Raw genomic sequence first — 16141 nt, 5'->3', positions numbered from 1 at the left:
TACCTCAAACTTTACCTTATTGCTACCAGCCTTACTTTATACAGGTCGGGGAAAATAAATTTGGTAGCTATTCGGAGTTGAAAATTACGAAATAATGTTCAGCAACCATGATTTTTATTCCTTCAGATAAAAATCAATCTGAGTTGTTTAAAATTTGCACTTAAAAAGACTGCCGGTTTTATTGAGATATTCATTCGTAACCATAACCAAAAAATTGAATAATATGATTATCGATGAAAATCTTTTGCTCGAAAATGGAGCAGTTTACGAAAATTATCCTGCAAAGGAAACTATTTATGAAATGGGAGGTATTCCCTATTATTATTTCCAGATTGTTACGGGAACAGTAGAATTAAATAATTATCATGAAGATGGTAAGGAATTTACCCTGAACATTATTTTTGAAGGTCAAAGCTTCGGAGAGTCTCTGCTTTTTGGAGATAAGAATTACCCGATGAATGCCGTTGCCCGAACCGATTGCAAAATTATCAGATTACCAAAATCCAACTTTTTTGATATATTGAGTAAAAATATGGAATTGGCTTTTACCATGTTCCGTTATCTTTCCGACCGGCTTTTTTATAAATATGTAATACTGTTTAGTAACTCAGCTACAGACCCGGTACCAAAAATAAAATCTTTACTGGATTATTACAAGGAAAATTCATTAAAGCAAAAATCTTATCCTTATCAGGTTCCGCTTACCAGACAGCAGATTGCCAATTTAACGGGTTTACGTGTCGAAACAGTAATACGGACTATTAAAAAGATGGCTGCGGATAATATTCTTAAACTTGATGGACGACGGATTTTGTACTGATCATTTAGAATAGTATTCTCAGCAGTTATACTTCAGATGTCCGATATAACAACTACCGGTTGTTAAATACAACTATAAATAGCGGTAAAACAACTCAAAGTATTCATCAATATAAGATATCCGACAGGTGCACTGATTATCTTTGTATCGTTAAATGAAATAAAAAACTTATCAATTATGGATACGAAGATATTAGGCAATAAAATAGCGATGGCCCGAAAAGAAAAAAATATGTCTCAGGCCCAGCTTGCCCAGCTCATCTATATTAGTCCGCAAGCCGTTGGAAAATGGGAAAGGGGAGAATCTGTTCCGGATATCCTAACCATCAACCAGCTTGCTGATATTTTAGATGTTGATCTCAACTATTTTTCAGAAAATTACCCATCTCAAAATGAAAGAGCAGATCATAAGAGTATGGGCCCAATAGAAAACTCAGCACCGTTTGATCAGGCTGATATACCAGAACAGCTTAACACATTCAAAGGCAGCAATCTTTCACAAACGGACTTTGCAGGCGTTACTGCACATCATACCAAATTTGTAGCCAATTCACTGTCTGGATCGGATTTTTCCGGGGCTGATCTTACCGGAAGCCTATTCAAAACCAGCGATGTGCGTGATTCCAATTTTGAAGAAACGAACCTGACAGACTGCAGCTTCTCTACACTGGATCTGGCAGGATCAGATTTTAATAAGGCTACTCTTATCCGGACTGAATTCAATAGAGTTGGGCTGGGGAAAGTAAAATTTACTGATTTAACAATGAAAGATGTAAAACTGAGAATGATTGATCTTAAAGACACCGTGTTCCAGAAATGTACTTTTGATGGTGTACATTTTAAATATTGTGATATACGGGAAATGTCTCTGGAGGATCTTACTTTCATTGGGGTAAGATTTGACAGGGTTTCATTGGAAGACGTTACTTTTAAGGATTCAATATTAAATAATGTATCTTTCATTCCTTCTTTTTCTCTCACCAATAAGTACTATCGTGCTATTAAAACGATCCACTTTGACAATGTAAAGATGGATAAACTAACATTTGCTTCCCTCAAAGGCCTGGGAGCTGATTTGTCTGAAGTCACCATTATTTAAATAATCCATTGCCATATTCAACAGAAAACAGGACATCTCATATTGATGATGTCCTGTTTTCTGTTTTATTTTTGAAAGTTTCTGTGAGAAAACTATAATTTTATTTAAAAATTTTTTCACAGAGCATTGGTAGAAATATTCATTTAAATTCTGGAAATGTAATTTTTAAACTACAGAAACAAGATATAATATTACAAGACTGGCAATTTGTTTTTACACGGAGCAAATAAATTTTTCAGCTCTCGTGTCTTAAATTTGTACCATCATTAAAATAAAGTAGTTCAATCCTTAAAAAATAAAAGAATTATTTAAGTCAGTAATGATGAAATACAAATGAAAGAACAATAAAAATATATTTAAACTCTCTAAAGTACTCCCCAAAAGCTATATATAGAACAATACATTTATCTCAGGTTGTAAAGCCTCTATAAAATTTTTATTCTTTTTGTTTATCCTTAAGCAAAAAGCCGTTTTTTTCTATTCCAATTTTAAGTAAAGTGATATTTTTTTATTTGTGCTATGAATGCATAAGTTGATATAAGATCATATTTACTTGCTGGCCTCATATCTATTCACTTCAAAAAAAGTTTAAACACTAATATAAAAGCAATGAGAAAAAATTTAACAACTTTATTAACGGTAGCCTTGTTAACAGCTTCTTCTGATATTTTTGCACAGACCACAGGTGTAGGGGTGAATACTACAACACCTAATTCCACATTGGATGTTAATGGAAAACTAGGGGTTGCTGATATTGACGGACTTCAGGCGCCGAGGCTTACCCGAGCACAGCTTTCTGCCAAAGGGGATTCTCTTTATGGAGCTGATCAAAAAGGAGCATTGATATATATAACAGATATCTCAACAGGTAATAATACCGGACCTAGAACGAATATCGATAGTATCGGGTATTATTATTTTGATGGTACAGTATGGCAAAAACTGATCTATAATAATATTTATAATGCAGATGGTACACTTACCGATACCAGAACGGTTTCCCAGAATGGAAAAGATCTGAAATTTGAGAATCAACAGACTACAACCATTAATAACAGTTCCGGTCTTGGGATTATACAGGATTCAGGAACGGGAACAAGATCTTCAATGGGTTTTTCCAATGGTGGCAATTACTCATTATTTATTTATTGTGATACTGACTCGGCAGCACAGATTTCTGCTACAGGCAACAGTACGGTACTTTCTATTGGGACCGGTTATACAAATACTCCCTCAGGTATTGATTTTGTGACAGCTCCGATGGCGGGAGATCGAGGAACAGTACAGTCAACCATAGAACCGGATGGGAATTTTTTTATTCATCAGAAATTGGGCATAGGATATAATAGCGGTATCACATTCGGATCGGAAAGATTAAAAGTAAATGGAAGCATTGCTACAACAACAGCTACTTATCCGGATTATGTATTTGATCAGTATTTTAACGGGATTTCAAATATGAATTCAAATTATAAATTTTCAACTATTTATGATACAGAAAAGTTTATTCAGGATAATAAGCATTTGCCCGGGGTAACTTCTATTAAAGAGTTAGAGAAAACGAAAGATGGATATTCTTTTGATATTACCCGATTATCAACCCAAACTCTGGAAAAAGTAGAAGAACTGTATTTACATGTCATAGAACAGCAAAAACAAATTGACTCTCAAAGAGAACAAATTAATGAGCTACTTACCTTGACTCTAAAATTACAGAAGAAAATTAAATCAAAAAAGCATTACTAAAATTATAATAATTTTACGATTCTGATAGATTATAGAGTATAAAAAAGCGGAATATTTATTCCGTTTTTTTATACACTCAATATGTACTTAAGCCCATCTTTTTGATAATAGGGACGTTTATTTATGTTTGTGGATGTGGTTTCTATCGCCCAGCCTTACAAGATCCACAGCATTTTTAATATTGAGTTTTTTATAAATTCTTGCTTTATAAGTACTCACAGTGGAAAGGTGAAGGTTGAGTTCATTAGATATTTCAATATTCCCATAACCTTTCACCAGGAGATCAAATATTTCCTTTTCTCTTTCAGATAATGTTTCAAGTGGATTGATGGGAGTATCTTTTTTAGCAGATGAAACAAGCTTTTTTACAATATCCGGTGAGTAATAAGTTCCGGTTTCAAAGATTTGGTGAACTGCTTCCAGGATGTTATTTTCATCTGATAATTTATTAATGTATCCATCAGCTCCTTCAATGATGTATCGTACGGCAACATCATTGTCATACACCGAAAAAACAAGGATTTTAAGATTGGGCTGTATTGTTTTTATTTCACCAATCATACTCAAATATTTGCTTTCCGGCATATTGATATCTAAAATCAGCAGGTCAAAAGACTCAGCATATAATTTTTCTGTGAGCTCGATATAGGATTTTGCACAGGAAATTTTTACATCTTTGTAGTGGGATTCCAAAATCAGGGTAGTACCTAATCTTACTACTAAGTGATCATCTGCAATAATAATTTTTCTATTCATCTTTTTGTTTTTATATTTTAATTGATATTGTCGTTTATATATAACGATCATATTCATCAGCCTCGTGAAGGTTTTGAGCTGTAATGGATACTATATTTTCAGTATAAGCAATAAAATTATAAATGGAATCTTTTTCAATATTTCCAAAAAATACAGAAGTCTTTAAGATTAAGATAATTATACGTTATAGAATTGTATCCGTTACAGCGTACTAGACCGTTTTCTGTACTCAGCCATATAAATCCATATTTACCTTTAATAATATCTTTTACCTTATTCTGTGGAAGGCCATTATCTGTGTCATACCATACAGAAACTGTTTGCTGGCTATAGCAAAGCAGTATCCAGAATAATAGCAGCAATATAACTGCTTTATGATATATTAAGGATAGTTGATACATTTGTGTTTATTCGATTCAGTTATTATAAATGTAGTGAAAATAAATCATTGTTAAAAGAATTAAATGTCGTTTATAAACTACATAAGATAAGATTAAAAATTACAATATTAGTAATCTATTTTTACAGTAATTATTTTATGCTTTGTATAGATTATCAGACATTTGTGTCAATAATTTTAATGCTTACTAATAATTAAAAGTTAAATCAATTCTCAAATTTTTTAAATGAAATTTCTATTAATATTTCACATTTATGAGATATTTTAACGCTTATTTTTAAATAAATAGCATGTTTTACTTGATTAAATTATGAATGATGTCGCTTTACCTTAAAGAATAAAAATAGGCAATAAGTGAATGAATGTAAATAGAAAGTTAAGTCTGATTAAAATTATAAAAATTACATTTTTGATAGCAATGCTTTTTTGGGAGTTCAACCGGTACTTTTTTACAAGCTGGCAGAATGAATGGAATAACAATATTCTGCATCTGAAATCAGAAATATATACAGAGAAAATAAATAAGAATAGACAATTTTAATCATTGAAGGGTAATGAAAATAGATAATAAGAAAAGAGTAGACCGTTATATGCTTGTTCAGTTAATTATATTGTCGCTGCTTTTTTTGAACATTGGTATTCTCATGTATTTGAAATACATTTTTGCTATAGAATTTTTTTCCTTAACAGCTTTATTGGTGCTTGTATATGGACTGTTAAAAAACCGGTTTATATTCGAATATGAGCATTCCGGAAAGATAATTTCCATCAAAAGCTATCAATGGCCTTCAAACAGAGGAAAAAGTTTGGTTTTAGAAACGGCGCAAAAGAAAATTGTAAGAATAGAAATAAAGGAACAGACTTTTAGAAAATATTTAATCCTTCTTTTTTTGAATTCTTCAGGAAGAATATTAAGAAAAAATATTGATATTACGTTTTGTAGTGAGAATGAAATCAATCAGCTTTTAAAAGATATATCCAACAATTTAATGAAGAATAGATCAGGAACTTACTTTTTGTAAAATGTTGGTTTTTGAGTACAGATTCAGCAGAAAATGAGATTACGGAAATGTATTCTGAGAAATCATTAGATGTGAATTTGCTCCTAGAATGTTCAAAATGATTGAAATATGATTTTTTCGTTTCTATTCCTATCATTTAATATGATATGCTCCGCATTACCAGTTAAAATAAAAATGGAGTACAATTTAAACTGACCCAGTTCAGGAAAGTTTATATACCAAAGAAACCATAGACTATATACTGGAACTTTTAGAAGATAAACAGAAAACTTCGTAGAAATCACGAATCACTACGGAATTCCGAAGTCAACATTGAATAAATGGATAAGCAAATACAGACAATAAATACAGGCCCTGATTATAAAAAGATTTACCATGATTTCATAAAGTCCAAATGCCCTGATAAATGGGAAAATGTAAAGCGATATCTGTCAAAAGAATCCATGTCTTTATCAGATGTTTTGAAAGTTAATAACATTATTTTTGTTGACAGGATATCCGAAAACCAAAAATTCAAATCCTATGATAAAGAGGCTATTTTTGAAATGCTTACTTATCAAAAAAAACATAAACTAAATAATAGTCAGCTAGCCCGGCATTTTAGATTAAGCCGAAATACTGTCACAAGATGGAAACGTATCTTCATAGTAATCTGCCAGATTGATCACCTAAAGTAATTAGAGCATATAGCTTCGTTTTTTTCTGAGTTTTTTTAAGAGTATATCTGCGGTGATACTCTTTTTTATTAATTTTCCACAGCATGAAAAAGTTAATAACTTATTGAGATTAATGATAGAATTTTGTATGGTAATTACTGCGTTCTTAAAAACCGGAAACAGAAAAACTTAGAGTGAAATTTTCACTCTAAGTTTTTGCATTTGAATATAAACTTAAAAAACTGTTTTAGTTTTCTTAAAACAGAAGGAATAACTTTCTATTAATGTGTAGGCTTTCGCCAGTTTATTTCTTCGCCTGCAGGGACAGGTTATCCAGATAAACAGCCTGATGCACTCCATTCAGCAGAACTTTCAATCCTAAATGTGAATCTTTCTTCAAAGAAACCGTAAATGTTTTTTTCTCTCCTGTTATTTTGGAAGGTTTGGTAATTGCCGTATAGGTTTTTACATCAGAAGGATTATCTACTGAAAAAAGTTCTAATGTTGTTTCTCCTCCGTTATCAGAAAGGTCAAGAGACAGCATATAGGTTCCGGCTTTAATTTCGGGAGTTACCAGATACATATTTTCTCCCGGATTGCTCATGGAGTAGAATATAATTCTTTTGTCACTTGCATAAAGCATCGCTTTCCCGGATTGAGCAGTCCAGCATTTATGAATATCTTTCCAGGTATCAAAACTTTCTGCAAGAGAGGCCACCGGCTTACACTGTGCTTTAGCTGTTAGAAAGCCTCCTGTCATAACTATTCCCGTAAGTACGAATTTTTTCATGTATTATTTTTATTTATAATGAGTAAAAATAACAAAAAAGGTGTTTACCGGATGCTTTTGTTTTATGATTTAAATTAGTTTTAAGATTATTTAGAAAATTAAAAAGAGAATCTTAACTTAGACTGAGATAAAACATTAAAAAGAAATGAAAAAAATACTATTTTTAATGGTCTCAGTAACAGGCATGATACTGACAAAAGCACAAACCATCGAATCCGGCAGCCGAAGCACCTTAGGATATATTAAAAGTGATGGAACGATTGAGAACAGCAGTCATTCCACCGTAGGTTATATCAGGAGTGACGGTACTATTGAAGACCGAAGCCGTTCTACAATTGGCTATATCAGAAACGACGGAACCATTGAAAATAAAAACCGTTCCACAGTAGGTTATGTAAAGGAAGACGGAACAGTAGAAAATAGCAACCGCTCTACTTTGGGGTATATTAAAGAGGACGGAACCGTTGAAAATTTCAGCCGCAGTACAATAGGCTACGCTCATGGTATAAAAAAAGAATGGGTTGCCGTGGTTTATTTCTTTTTTAAACTGTAGAAAAAACTTATGGTTAGGGCCTGCTTTCACTATTTTATCATAAAAATTGTTTCTTTATCTATTTATCAGGCCTTATTGGCTTGCAAATTGATACAACAAACTTTATTGAATTTTTGATGACTAATGGCTAGAACGACTGTAACTCTGATTTTCCTTTTAAGTGGTTTTTTCTTTTTAAATGCACAGGAAAAGAAAGATTCGCTGTATTACAAAATAGAAGAATTTTCAGATAAGAGAAAAGTTACCAAATTCATTCACCGTTTTATATTTCGTAGAGAGCCGGATTCCACTTCCGTGAAGTCCAATACTGAAAAGCTTTTACAAAATACTTATAACAAAAAAATTATCAGAAATGTCAGGATAGAAACCATTGACCCTTTTGGATATGGCTCTAATGACAGTAAGGAAATAGGTAAATGGTATGATTGGATAAAGGATCACCTTCATTCCAGTACCAGAAGATCAACAATCAATAATTTTTTGCTTTTTGAAGAAGGAGAAGAATATAACGCCCAAAAGCTCTATGAATCAGAGCGTTTGCTTAGAACAATGCCTTTTATCAACAGAGTTAATATCAGTGTTTCCGACAGCACTTCGAGTAAAGATTCTATAGATGTTGTCGTAAAGGTATTGGATTCCTGGAGTCTGAAGCCGAGAATCAGTTATTCCGGAAGCAAAATCGGTTTGGGGGTTACGGAAGAAAATGTATTGGGACTGGGACATACACTGGACTTTCTTTACAGAAATGATTCCAAAGAAAAGCAGGATTATCTTTTAGGCAGCTATACTACCCATAATCTTTTTGGTACCTATATCAATGCCCAGATTCTTGGAGAACGGGACTTTTCGAAAAATGAAAGAATTAATTTCAGCCTCAGAAGAGATTTTTTCTCCCCTTTGACGAAATGGGCGGGAGGTTTTACATTTGAATATTTTATGCGGAAAGTTTTACTTCCGATAAATACGGATACCACTTTTCCGGAAGTTCAGATCAAAGTGTACAGTCAGGATTTATGGGGAGGTTATCAGATTCCGGTTTCATCTGATCCCCGTGAGAAGGTATCCAGCAATATTGCCATCATAGGAAGATTCCAGAACTATAAGTACAAAGACAGTCCGGGAATTGATCAGTATCAATATTTCAGTTCTTACAACAGTTTTCTGATGTCTGTTGGGTTTATTCAGAGAAACTTTTCGGTTCAGAAAAATATTTTCCAGTATGATTTGCCGGAGGATATTGCTTATGGTAATTCTGTAAACGTCATTGCCGGAGGATTATCAAGAAATAAAGAAGTGAATCCGTATGTTGGAATTTCAGCATCTTACGGACGTTTTACAAAATTGGGATATTTCACAGTGAAAGCACAGTTTGGAAGGTTTTTTAATGAAGACAGCCAGAACAGGGAATCTTTCCGCTTTGACGGAACTTATTTCACCAACCTTATGGACTGGAAATTTGCCAAAGCAAGACATTTCTTCTCTCCAACACTGGCATTGGGAAATCCACAGCATAATTATTCGTATAAGGATAGGATAAACCTTTCTTCTACAGACGAGTTCCCCGTTTATAATTCTGATTATATCGGGACAAAAAAAATAGTGCTGAGGTATCAGCTTCAATTGTTTATTAATAAAACCTGGAAGAATTTTCACTTCAGTCCTTATTTAACAACTGCAGTGGGCTGGCTCGGAATGCCTGATGATAAGCTGTTTAAAACTAAGGCCAACACAAAAATCGGGATCGGTGTTTTAATTAATAATCCCTATCTGGTTTTCAACAGGATTCAGATTTCTTTCATGTATTATCCGCGTGTTCCTTTTGATAATAATTCTGTTTTTGATTTTAACAGTAACAGGAATAATCTTTTACCATTGAACAGCTTTGCCACGGATGTTCCTCATTTTGTCAATTTTGGAAATTAATAATAGAAGATCAAGTGGTACTTAATATCTTGAAAATAAATCGTTTCAGATATTATATACGGTGATTCTTTTTGATATAATATTACCCATTTGGGTAATTGACAGGTTGTTATATAATCACAAAATTTGTGATAAAATAGACTGTATGCTGTAAAGTATATTCAGATGCGGTTTAAAAAAATCATAACAACTTCAAAACTAACCCCTATGAGACCTTTGAATTTTCTTTTATTATTGACCGCACTCTTTACATCTGTTGTGATGTATGGACAGCAGAATAACACGATACCGACTATACCAAAGCCAATTCCTATAACCGATGCTGAAAAGTGGATTGCATTTTCTCCTATTCTTCTCTTCCTTTTAATTACCGGTCTTGTTTTTTTTAAACTTAAAAAAGATAAAGTCTCTTTAAAAGATCTCCTTTTGGATAAGGATGCGAATGTTCAGATAGAGGTAGAAAAAACAAAACAAAGAGTGGCTTTTTTATCTGCTTCTACTGAAAGTCAGCAGGCAATGAAGGCCGCTGACGCAACAGCTGACAATGGTGAAGATCCCAATGCCTCAAAACCTAATACGAGTGTAAGCCGTTTTCTTGCATTTATAAGCGGGCTTGTTTCTGTAGGGCTGGCTTGCGTCCTTACCACTTTTGCCATCTGGAACTACTTTGATGTCAATAGTTTTCCAAATCTGAATGATCTTGTCGGTGTTTTACTTACACTGGGAATTGGAGTAGTGCCTTATGCATTCAATAAAATCACTACGGCAGCCAAATAGACAGTCTTTTACATCCGGATTATCTTTTTCAAACCGATCTCAGCAAAAGAAACCTTCCTTGCTTTGGGCAGGGAAGGTTCTAGTCAAAATGAAATAAACATTCTGAAAACTACACCACTACATCGATCTTTACATTAATATTTCCGCGGGTTGCTTTTGAATAAGGACATGTTGCATGAGCAGTCTCCACAACTTTTCTGGCTTCATCTATTGCAAGGCCTGGCAGAAGGATTTGTAGGTGAGCCTGCAGGAAAAATCCATCATCATTGGTGGCAAGGTCTACAGAGGTATTGACAGATAAGTCCTGAGGAAGAGTAATTCCAGCCTTTGAAGCACCCAAATGCATAGCTCCGATAAAACATGCCGACCATCCTGCTGCCAATAGCTGTTCCGGATTGGTTCCGTTTCCTTTTGAACCGGGAGAGGTTAATTCGATATCTAACTTTCCGTCGCTGCTTTTTGCTTCTCCGTTGCGACCTCCGGTTACGATGACATTACCGGAATACAACACTTTATTGATATTGATTACTGTTGTATTTTCTACTTCCTGAATGGTATTTAATTCCATATTTTTATTATTTAGATTAAACGATATTGTTGATTGATATTGTTAAAGTTTTTTCCTTAACTCTTTGAAAGCGGCTCTAAGCTCTTCCGTAAAGACCTGCGGCTGTTCCCAGGCTGCAAAATGGCCGCCTTTTGAAGCTTTATGATAATAATATAAAGTAGGATATGCCTGCTTCGACCAGCTTTCCGGAGCCTGATAAATTTCGTGAGGAAATACCGAAATAGCTACAGGAACTTTAATGTCTTTGGTCTTCTGCGCCTCAGCACTGAAATTATTCTTGTTATTTTCCCAATAGAAACGTGAGGAAGACGCTCCGGTATTGGTAAGCCAGTAAAGGGTAATATCATCGAGGATAGCATCACGGCCAATGACATTCTCGGGATGAAGATCACTTTCACTCCATTCTGCAATTTTTTCGTAAAGGAATGCTGCTAAGGCTGTTGGAGAATCAGAAAGCAGATATCCTGTTGTCTGTGGACGTGTTACCATCATTCCCCCGTAAGCTGCATTTCTTCCAAAGAATGTACTCATTGCATTGTATGCTTTTGCTTCTGAGGCAGAAAGTCCTGACGGGGCGGGATCACCGGCATTGATTGGTTTTACAAGTTCAGCAGGAATAGTAGCCGGCATCGTGAGATGAATTCCTAAAAGACCTGAATGAGCCTGTTTTGCTAATGCATCAGAAATAACGGAACCATGGTCACCACCTTCAGAAACATATTTTTTGTAACCGAGTCTTTTCATCAGTACATCCCATGCACGGGCAACGCGGTCAGGGTTCCAGCCAAGCTCAGCAGGAATCTCTGAAAAACCATATCCCGGAATGGCAGGTATAATTACATCAAAAGCATCACTTGCTTTTCCTCCGTATTTTACAGGATCAGTCAAAGGATCTATTGCATTGATAAACTCCAGCGGAGAACCAGGCCAGCCATGGGTAAGAATCACAGGCATTGCATTAGACTCCTTTGAACGTACATGGATAAACTGGATATCAAGTCCGTCAATTTTTGTTACAAATTGGGGAAGCGCATTCAGTTTATTTTCCACTTTTCTCCAGTCGTATCCGTTGCCCCAATAGGTGATAAGTTCTTTTAACTGCTCAAGCTGGATTCCCTGGGAAGCATCTTTCACAGTCTCTTTATCCGGGAAGCGGGTTTCGGAAATACGTTTTTTAAGATCATCCAGCTGAGATTGTGGAATATTGATGTGAAAAGGACGGATACTGGTATCATTTTTTGATAATAGAGTAGCAGTATCATTTTTTTGCGCCTTAGAAATAGCAGGTGTACCTAAGATAAAAGTTGCTGCTAAAAGAATTGTTGAAATTGTTGTTTTCATTGTTTTGCTGTATTAGATTTAAATCTGTTTTTTCTTTTTTGATGAGACAAAATTATACCCTAAGATATGCCTGGGAAACTGGTAATGTGTTCAAATAGCCATATTTCACAGCGAAACAGACATTTCAGATGGTGAACAGTAAGATGGTAGAATAGGAGACTGATGAGAAGTAGTGCTACGGAAAAAGAGAGCGTTGCCGGGCTAAAAAAAAATAAAAAATAAGCTCCGTTTTACTATAACGGAGCTTATTTTGTTAATGCATTTTGGAAATTATCCGTGAGCTTCTACAGATATATCATTCCATTCTTCCCAAACTTTTAAGCGCTGTTCGTAATTTTGTTTTACGAAAGGAAGTGCTACTTTTCCAAGCAATAAACGCAATGGAGGATTTTCAGTTTCTGCTAACTTTATCAATGCCGGTGCTGTCGCTTCAACGCTTCCGAAAGATGTTTCGGATTCCGAGAACGCTTTTTTAACGTTGTCATAAACCGGATTACTTTGCGTATTAATTCCTGTATGCCAGATATTGGAAGCGTAGCCATTAGGTTCTACCAAAGTTACATTAATTCCAAAGCCTTTTACTTCTGTTGCTAAAGTTTCGCTTAATCCTTCCAGTGCAAACTTAGATGCATTATAAAGTCCCATGGTTGGTAAAGTAGCCAATCCTAAAATAGAAGAAACCTGAATGATATGACCACTTTTCTGATCTCTCATAATGGGAAGCACCGCCTGTGTAAGCCATAAAGTTCCAAAGAAATTCGTTTCAAACTGTGCTCTTGCTTCCTGTTCGTTGGTTTCTTCCACCGCACCTGTTAGTGCATATCCTGCATTATTAATCAGAATATCAATGCTGCCGAAGTGTTGGTGTACTTTCTGAACTACTGATAATGATTCCTCTCTTTTATCTACATCTAAGGGTAAAGGCAATACGGAATCTCCATATTTTTCTTTTAAATCATCAAGCGTTTCTACATTTCTGGCTGTTGCAGCCACTTTGTATCCTTTGGCTAAAAAGGCTTCTGCCCATGCTTTTCCGAAACCTTTTGATGCACCTGTAATTAAAACTGTTTTTGACATTGTTCTGTTTTTTAAATTGTTATGATTATATTTTTTAAAAGAATTATTTCATATGTAAATGACCGGTCGGTCATATTTTGGATAAAAAAAATTACACTGTATTTTCTTCAATCATTTTTTTAAGATTTTTGACGATAGTTATCATTTTATCGTTATTACCAGCCATTCTTGACATTAAGTGTCCACCCTCAAGCATTGCAAACAAAACTGTTGCAAAATCTTCCGCATTCCATTCTGCTCTGAACTCTTTATTGGCAATTCCTTTTTCTATAATACCGGAAATTAATTTTTCTCCCTGTTTTATTCCATTGTTTACCTTTCCTTTAACCACCGGATTGGTATCGTCAGCTTCTGTTCCAAAGTTTAATAGGGGACATCCGCCAACTACCGGGGGGTGATTGGGATCACTGAAAAAATCAATATAAGCAAATAACTGCTCTTTGGAAGTTTTGTATTGGCTTAAGTTTCTTTGAAGTCTTTCCGTCAGTATTTGCATGTTGTGCTCAACAGCGGCACAGGCAAGTACTTCTTTATTTTCAAAATGAACGTACATACTGCCTTTAGACAACTTGGTGGCCTCCATAATATCGCTCATAGAAGTAGCTGCAATCCCTTTTGTATTAAAAATAGGTGCTGCTTTTTCTATAATGAACTGTCTGGTTTCTTCCCCTTTTGCCATGATCATACTGAATAATAAAGCAAATATATGACCGATTGGTCATAAAAACAAATTTTATTTAATTATTTTATGAAAAATTATTGAATATCTGTTTCAATTTACTGATAGAAAAGAAATTACTGGAAAATAATTTCATCTTTACAGTGGCGATACTTAATCAAATTTCTAAATTTATCCGAAATTGAATGCAAAGATAAACGGTAACCTGAATGTACGTACTTTGCGCGAACTTTATCAGCAACTAGGACTTCCTTCAAACTTCACTATATAGCAAACAAGCGAAAATCAACAAGCTTGAAATAGTAAAGGCAGATTATTAAAAATTGAACTGCAGAAAGAAACTCTCAATCATTGAGAGTTTCTGCTGCTTTTGATGGTCCTGATTATATTTCTGAAGTACATGTAATGCTGAAGTTTTTAATAAATCTTATATTTTTTATCTGTGTTAATAGAATCGGAAATTTGTGAAAAATAAAGGATGAACATACACTTTCCAGAGGGAGATCAGATGCAGGCATCAAAGTAAAATTTTTCATTAATGATCATGGATAAATAAGGTTAGTATTTTTTGATCCATTTGTATAAAGTAGTTTTGGGAATTCTGTATTCCTCTATAATTTGCTGTTTTGTTTTTTCATTTGTTTTTAAAAGCTCAAGAATAAAATCAATCATCTCTATAGTATAGATATTTTTTCTGAACTCCGGAAGCTGCGTTTTTTCCTGTCTTGATTTTTGATAATAATCTGAAGATAGGGGAGGTGAATACAGCAGCAGATGTTGGGAATAAATTCTAAAGAAATCATAAGTCAGTAGCTTGCTCCATTTAAGGAGTACCTCTGCATCCAATGACTTGCTTTTGTACATCTGAGACAGTTCTTCACAGCTGCATTGCATGAATTTCATGAGCCTGTCTGACGAGAATCCGATTTCCTGTACCCGTTTTTGTATTAGCGCACCAATGTGAATGTCTTTAAAAAGCATAATCAACGGATTAGGATAAAAACCACTTTTGTGATGGTTTAAAAGTGGCTTTTATAGTTTAAAAATAAAGTATTCTATAAAGGAAATTGATTAGGTACCATAATATACAATGCTCAATGAAGCTGTAGTTAATCTGTGAGGTCTTGTGTAATTACCTCTGCAGCTTATTATGTCACCAACATTAAAATATGCTGTTACTCCTATAGTATTGGCTTCAAAAGAAACATTATCCGTTAAGCCATTTTGATTTACTGAGAGTTCAGTTGTAGCAGCTCCAACAGTTTTCTTTATAAAGGTTTGTACTGTTCCTCCGGTTGTAGGAGAGTTCATACTGACATCTTTTTTTGTATAAAGCGAAATACCATAATATCCTGCTTTCAATACGGTAAAGTTACCTGAGCTATATGATAGATTTGCAGAATTAATTTTGTTCACAGTAAAATTATATTTAGCTTCCGTATTGGCGGAAAGGTCACTGGTTGACGCAATCCCTGTGGCAATTCCTACAATAGAAGGAATACTTGCTGTTGTCCCATTCACCAGGTTACCATTAACATCAGTGCCTAATAAACTGAAGTTTTTATAATTTTCCAGGCGCACTGATCCATCATCAGATACACTAAGAAGTTCCTTATTGGTACTGTCATTAATTTCTAAAGCTTTTGTTGCATTGGTGTTTCCTTTACTCACTACATCAACTGTAGCACTGGGGGTTGTAGTATTCATACCAACCTGTGAATACACATTCAAAAAAGCTAGTAAAGCAGTGGGTAATAAAAATTTTTTCATAGATGTATATATTTTTTATTTGTTTTGAGCTCATGATCCATTGATCGTAACCGGTATTTGTTGGAAATCAGATGGATAAGTTTGTTGATGCAATATTACATTCCAGGCTTTATGTTGTACAAAATTTCACCTATGACATAGCTATGACATTGTAGTAATTTATTG

At 34.4% G+C, this 16141-nt stretch carries 15 protein-coding genes; 7 read left to right on the top strand and 8 right to left on the bottom strand.

Annotated elements, in window-relative coordinates; genetic code table 11:
• Nucleotides 1–223: 223 nt before the first annotated feature.
• The 3 genes from DEU40_RS18380 (at nucleotide 224) to DEU40_RS18370 (ending at nucleotide 3664) form a co-directional block, all read left to right on the top strand.
• Nucleotides 224–820: a Crp/Fnr family transcriptional regulator gene (locus DEU40_RS18380; protein ID WP_110011209.1), complete on the top strand. Its 597-nt coding sequence runs from the start codon at nucleotides 224–226 to the stop codon at nucleotides 818–820.
• Between the two features lie 177 nt (nucleotides 821–997).
• Nucleotides 998–1918 (top strand): pentapeptide repeat-containing protein, encoded by a 921-nt coding sequence (locus DEU40_RS18375; RefSeq protein WP_110011193.1) that lies wholly within the window; start codon nucleotides 998–1000, stop codon nucleotides 1916–1918.
• A 609-nt stretch (nucleotides 1919–2527) separates the two neighbouring features.
• Nucleotides 2528–3664: a hypothetical protein gene (locus DEU40_RS18370; RefSeq protein WP_110011192.1), complete on the top strand. Its 1137-nt coding sequence runs from the start codon at nucleotides 2528–2530 to the stop codon at nucleotides 3662–3664.
• Nucleotides 3665–3781: 117 nt separating this feature from the next.
• On the opposite strand, the gene DEU40_RS18365 is transcribed toward DEU40_RS18370, so the two are convergent.
• On the bottom strand, nucleotides 3782–4420 hold the full coding sequence (locus tag DEU40_RS18365; RefSeq protein WP_110011191.1) for a response regulator transcription factor: 639 nt from the start codon (nucleotides 4418–4420) through the stop codon (nucleotides 3782–3784).
• 954 nt (nucleotides 4421–5374) lie between these two features.
• On the opposite strand from DEU40_RS18365, the gene DEU40_RS18350 reads away from it, so the two are divergent.
• Nucleotides 5375–5842 (top strand): hypothetical protein, encoded by a 468-nt coding sequence (locus DEU40_RS18350; protein WP_110011188.1) that lies wholly within the window; start codon nucleotides 5375–5377, stop codon nucleotides 5840–5842.
• Nucleotides 5843–6802: 960 nt separating this feature from the next.
• Here the strand turns inward: DEU40_RS18350 and DEU40_RS18335 are convergent.
• The gene (locus tag DEU40_RS18335; RefSeq protein ID WP_110011186.1) at nucleotides 6803–7288 is read right to left on the bottom strand and encodes a hypothetical protein; all 486 of its coding nucleotides are present in this window, start codon (nucleotides 7286–7288) and stop codon (nucleotides 6803–6805) included.
• A gap of 145 nt (nucleotides 7289–7433) precedes the next feature.
• On the opposite strand from DEU40_RS18335, the gene DEU40_RS18330 reads away from it, so the two are divergent.
• The 3 genes from DEU40_RS18330 (at nucleotide 7434) to DEU40_RS18320 (ending at nucleotide 10541) form a co-directional block, all read left to right on the top strand.
• Nucleotides 7434–7841, top strand: coding sequence for a 5-fold beta-flower protein (locus DEU40_RS18330; protein WP_110011185.1), 408 nt, complete (start codon nucleotides 7434–7436; stop codon nucleotides 7839–7841).
• Between the two features lie 123 nt (nucleotides 7842–7964).
• Nucleotides 7965–9764: a hypothetical protein gene (locus DEU40_RS18325; protein WP_110011184.1), complete on the top strand. Its 1800-nt coding sequence runs from the start codon at nucleotides 7965–7967 to the stop codon at nucleotides 9762–9764.
• Between the two features lie 207 nt (nucleotides 9765–9971).
• The gene (locus tag DEU40_RS18320) at nucleotides 9972–10541 is read left to right on the top strand and encodes a hypothetical protein (RefSeq protein ID WP_146207877.1); all 570 of its coding nucleotides are present in this window, start codon (nucleotides 9972–9974) and stop codon (nucleotides 10539–10541) included.
• Between the two features lie 109 nt (nucleotides 10542–10650).
• Here the strand turns inward: DEU40_RS18320 and DEU40_RS18315 are convergent, their stop codons facing one another.
• The 6 genes from DEU40_RS18315 to DEU40_RS18290 form a co-directional block, all read right to left on the bottom strand.
• A complete protein-coding gene (locus DEU40_RS18315; protein ID WP_110011182.1) occupies nucleotides 10651–11109 on the bottom strand; it encodes an organic hydroperoxide resistance protein in 459 nt (152 codons plus the stop codon).
• Between the two features lie 42 nt (nucleotides 11110–11151).
• Nucleotides 11152–12450, bottom strand: coding sequence for an epoxide hydrolase family protein (locus DEU40_RS18310; protein ID WP_110011181.1), 1299 nt, complete (start codon nucleotides 12448–12450; stop codon nucleotides 11152–11154).
• Nucleotides 12451–12720: 270 nt separating this feature from the next.
• Nucleotides 12721–13527 (bottom strand): SDR family NAD(P)-dependent oxidoreductase, encoded by an 807-nt coding sequence (locus DEU40_RS18305; RefSeq protein WP_110011180.1) that lies wholly within the window; start codon nucleotides 13525–13527, stop codon nucleotides 12721–12723.
• 91 nt (nucleotides 13528–13618) lie between these two features.
• The gene (locus DEU40_RS18300) at nucleotides 13619–14206 is read right to left on the bottom strand and encodes a TetR/AcrR family transcriptional regulator (protein ID WP_110011208.1); all 588 of its coding nucleotides are present in this window, start codon (nucleotides 14204–14206) and stop codon (nucleotides 13619–13621) included.
• Between the two features lie 558 nt (nucleotides 14207–14764).
• Nucleotides 14765–15187 (bottom strand): transposase, encoded by a 423-nt coding sequence (locus DEU40_RS18295; protein ID WP_110011179.1) that lies wholly within the window; start codon nucleotides 15185–15187, stop codon nucleotides 14765–14767.
• Nucleotides 15188–15277: 90 nt separating this feature from the next.
• Nucleotides 15278–15976: a hypothetical protein gene (locus DEU40_RS18290; RefSeq protein WP_137906032.1), complete on the bottom strand. Its 699-nt coding sequence runs from the start codon at nucleotides 15974–15976 to the stop codon at nucleotides 15278–15280.
• Between the last annotated feature and the right edge of the window lie 165 nt (nucleotides 15977–16141).

Origin of the sequence: Chryseobacterium sp. AG844 (assembly GCF_003182335.1) — a bacterium.
GTDB classification, from domain to species: domain Bacteria; phylum Bacteroidota; class Bacteroidia; order Flavobacteriales; family Weeksellaceae; genus Chryseobacterium; species Chryseobacterium cupriresistens.
This window is presented reverse-complemented; position numbering and strand designations above follow the sequence as displayed.

Excerpts from the sequence above, each read along its gene's own strand:
- DEU40_RS18380 (WP_110011209.1), top strand. The coding sequence starts at position 224 with ATGATTATCGATGAAAATCTTTTGCTCGAAAATGGAGCAGTTTACGAA.
- DEU40_RS18375 (WP_110011193.1), top strand. The coding sequence starts at position 998 with ATGGATACGAAGATATTAGGCAATAAAATAGCGATGGCCCGAAAAGAA.
- DEU40_RS18370 (WP_110011192.1), top strand. The coding sequence starts at position 2,528 with ATGAGAAAAAATTTAACAACTTTATTAACGGTAGCCTTGTTAACAGCT.
- DEU40_RS18365 (WP_110011191.1), bottom strand. The coding sequence starts at position 4,420 with ATGAATAGAAAAATTATTATTGCAGATGATCACTTAGTAGTAAGATTA.
- DEU40_RS18350 (WP_110011188.1), top strand. The coding sequence starts at position 5,375 with ATGAAAATAGATAATAAGAAAAGAGTAGACCGTTATATGCTTGTTCAG.
- DEU40_RS18335 (WP_110011186.1), bottom strand. The coding sequence starts at position 7,288 with ATGAAAAAATTCGTACTTACGGGAATAGTTATGACAGGAGGCTTTCTA.
- DEU40_RS18330 (WP_110011185.1), top strand. The coding sequence starts at position 7,434 with ATGAAAAAAATACTATTTTTAATGGTCTCAGTAACAGGCATGATACTG.
- DEU40_RS18325 (WP_110011184.1), top strand. The coding sequence starts at position 7,965 with ATGGCTAGAACGACTGTAACTCTGATTTTCCTTTTAAGTGGTTTTTTC.
- DEU40_RS18320 (WP_146207877.1), top strand. The coding sequence starts at position 9,972 with ATGAGACCTTTGAATTTTCTTTTATTATTGACCGCACTCTTTACATCT.
- DEU40_RS18315 (WP_110011182.1), bottom strand. The coding sequence starts at position 11,109 with ATGGAATTAAATACCATTCAGGAAGTAGAAAATACAACAGTAATCAAT.
- DEU40_RS18310 (WP_110011181.1), bottom strand. The coding sequence starts at position 12,450 with ATGAAAACAACAATTTCAACAATTCTTTTAGCAGCAACTTTTATCTTA.
- DEU40_RS18305 (WP_110011180.1), bottom strand. The coding sequence starts at position 13,527 with ATGTCAAAAACAGTTTTAATTACAGGTGCATCAAAAGGTTTCGGAAAA.
- DEU40_RS18300 (WP_110011208.1), bottom strand. The coding sequence starts at position 14,206 with ATGGCAAAAGGGGAAGAAACCAGACAGTTCATTATAGAAAAAGCAGCA.
- DEU40_RS18295 (WP_110011179.1), bottom strand. The coding sequence starts at position 15,187 with ATGCTTTTTAAAGACATTCACATTGGTGCGCTAATACAAAAACGGGTA.
- DEU40_RS18290 (WP_137906032.1), bottom strand. The coding sequence starts at position 15,976 with ATGAAAAAATTTTTATTACCCACTGCTTTACTAGCTTTTTTGAATGTG.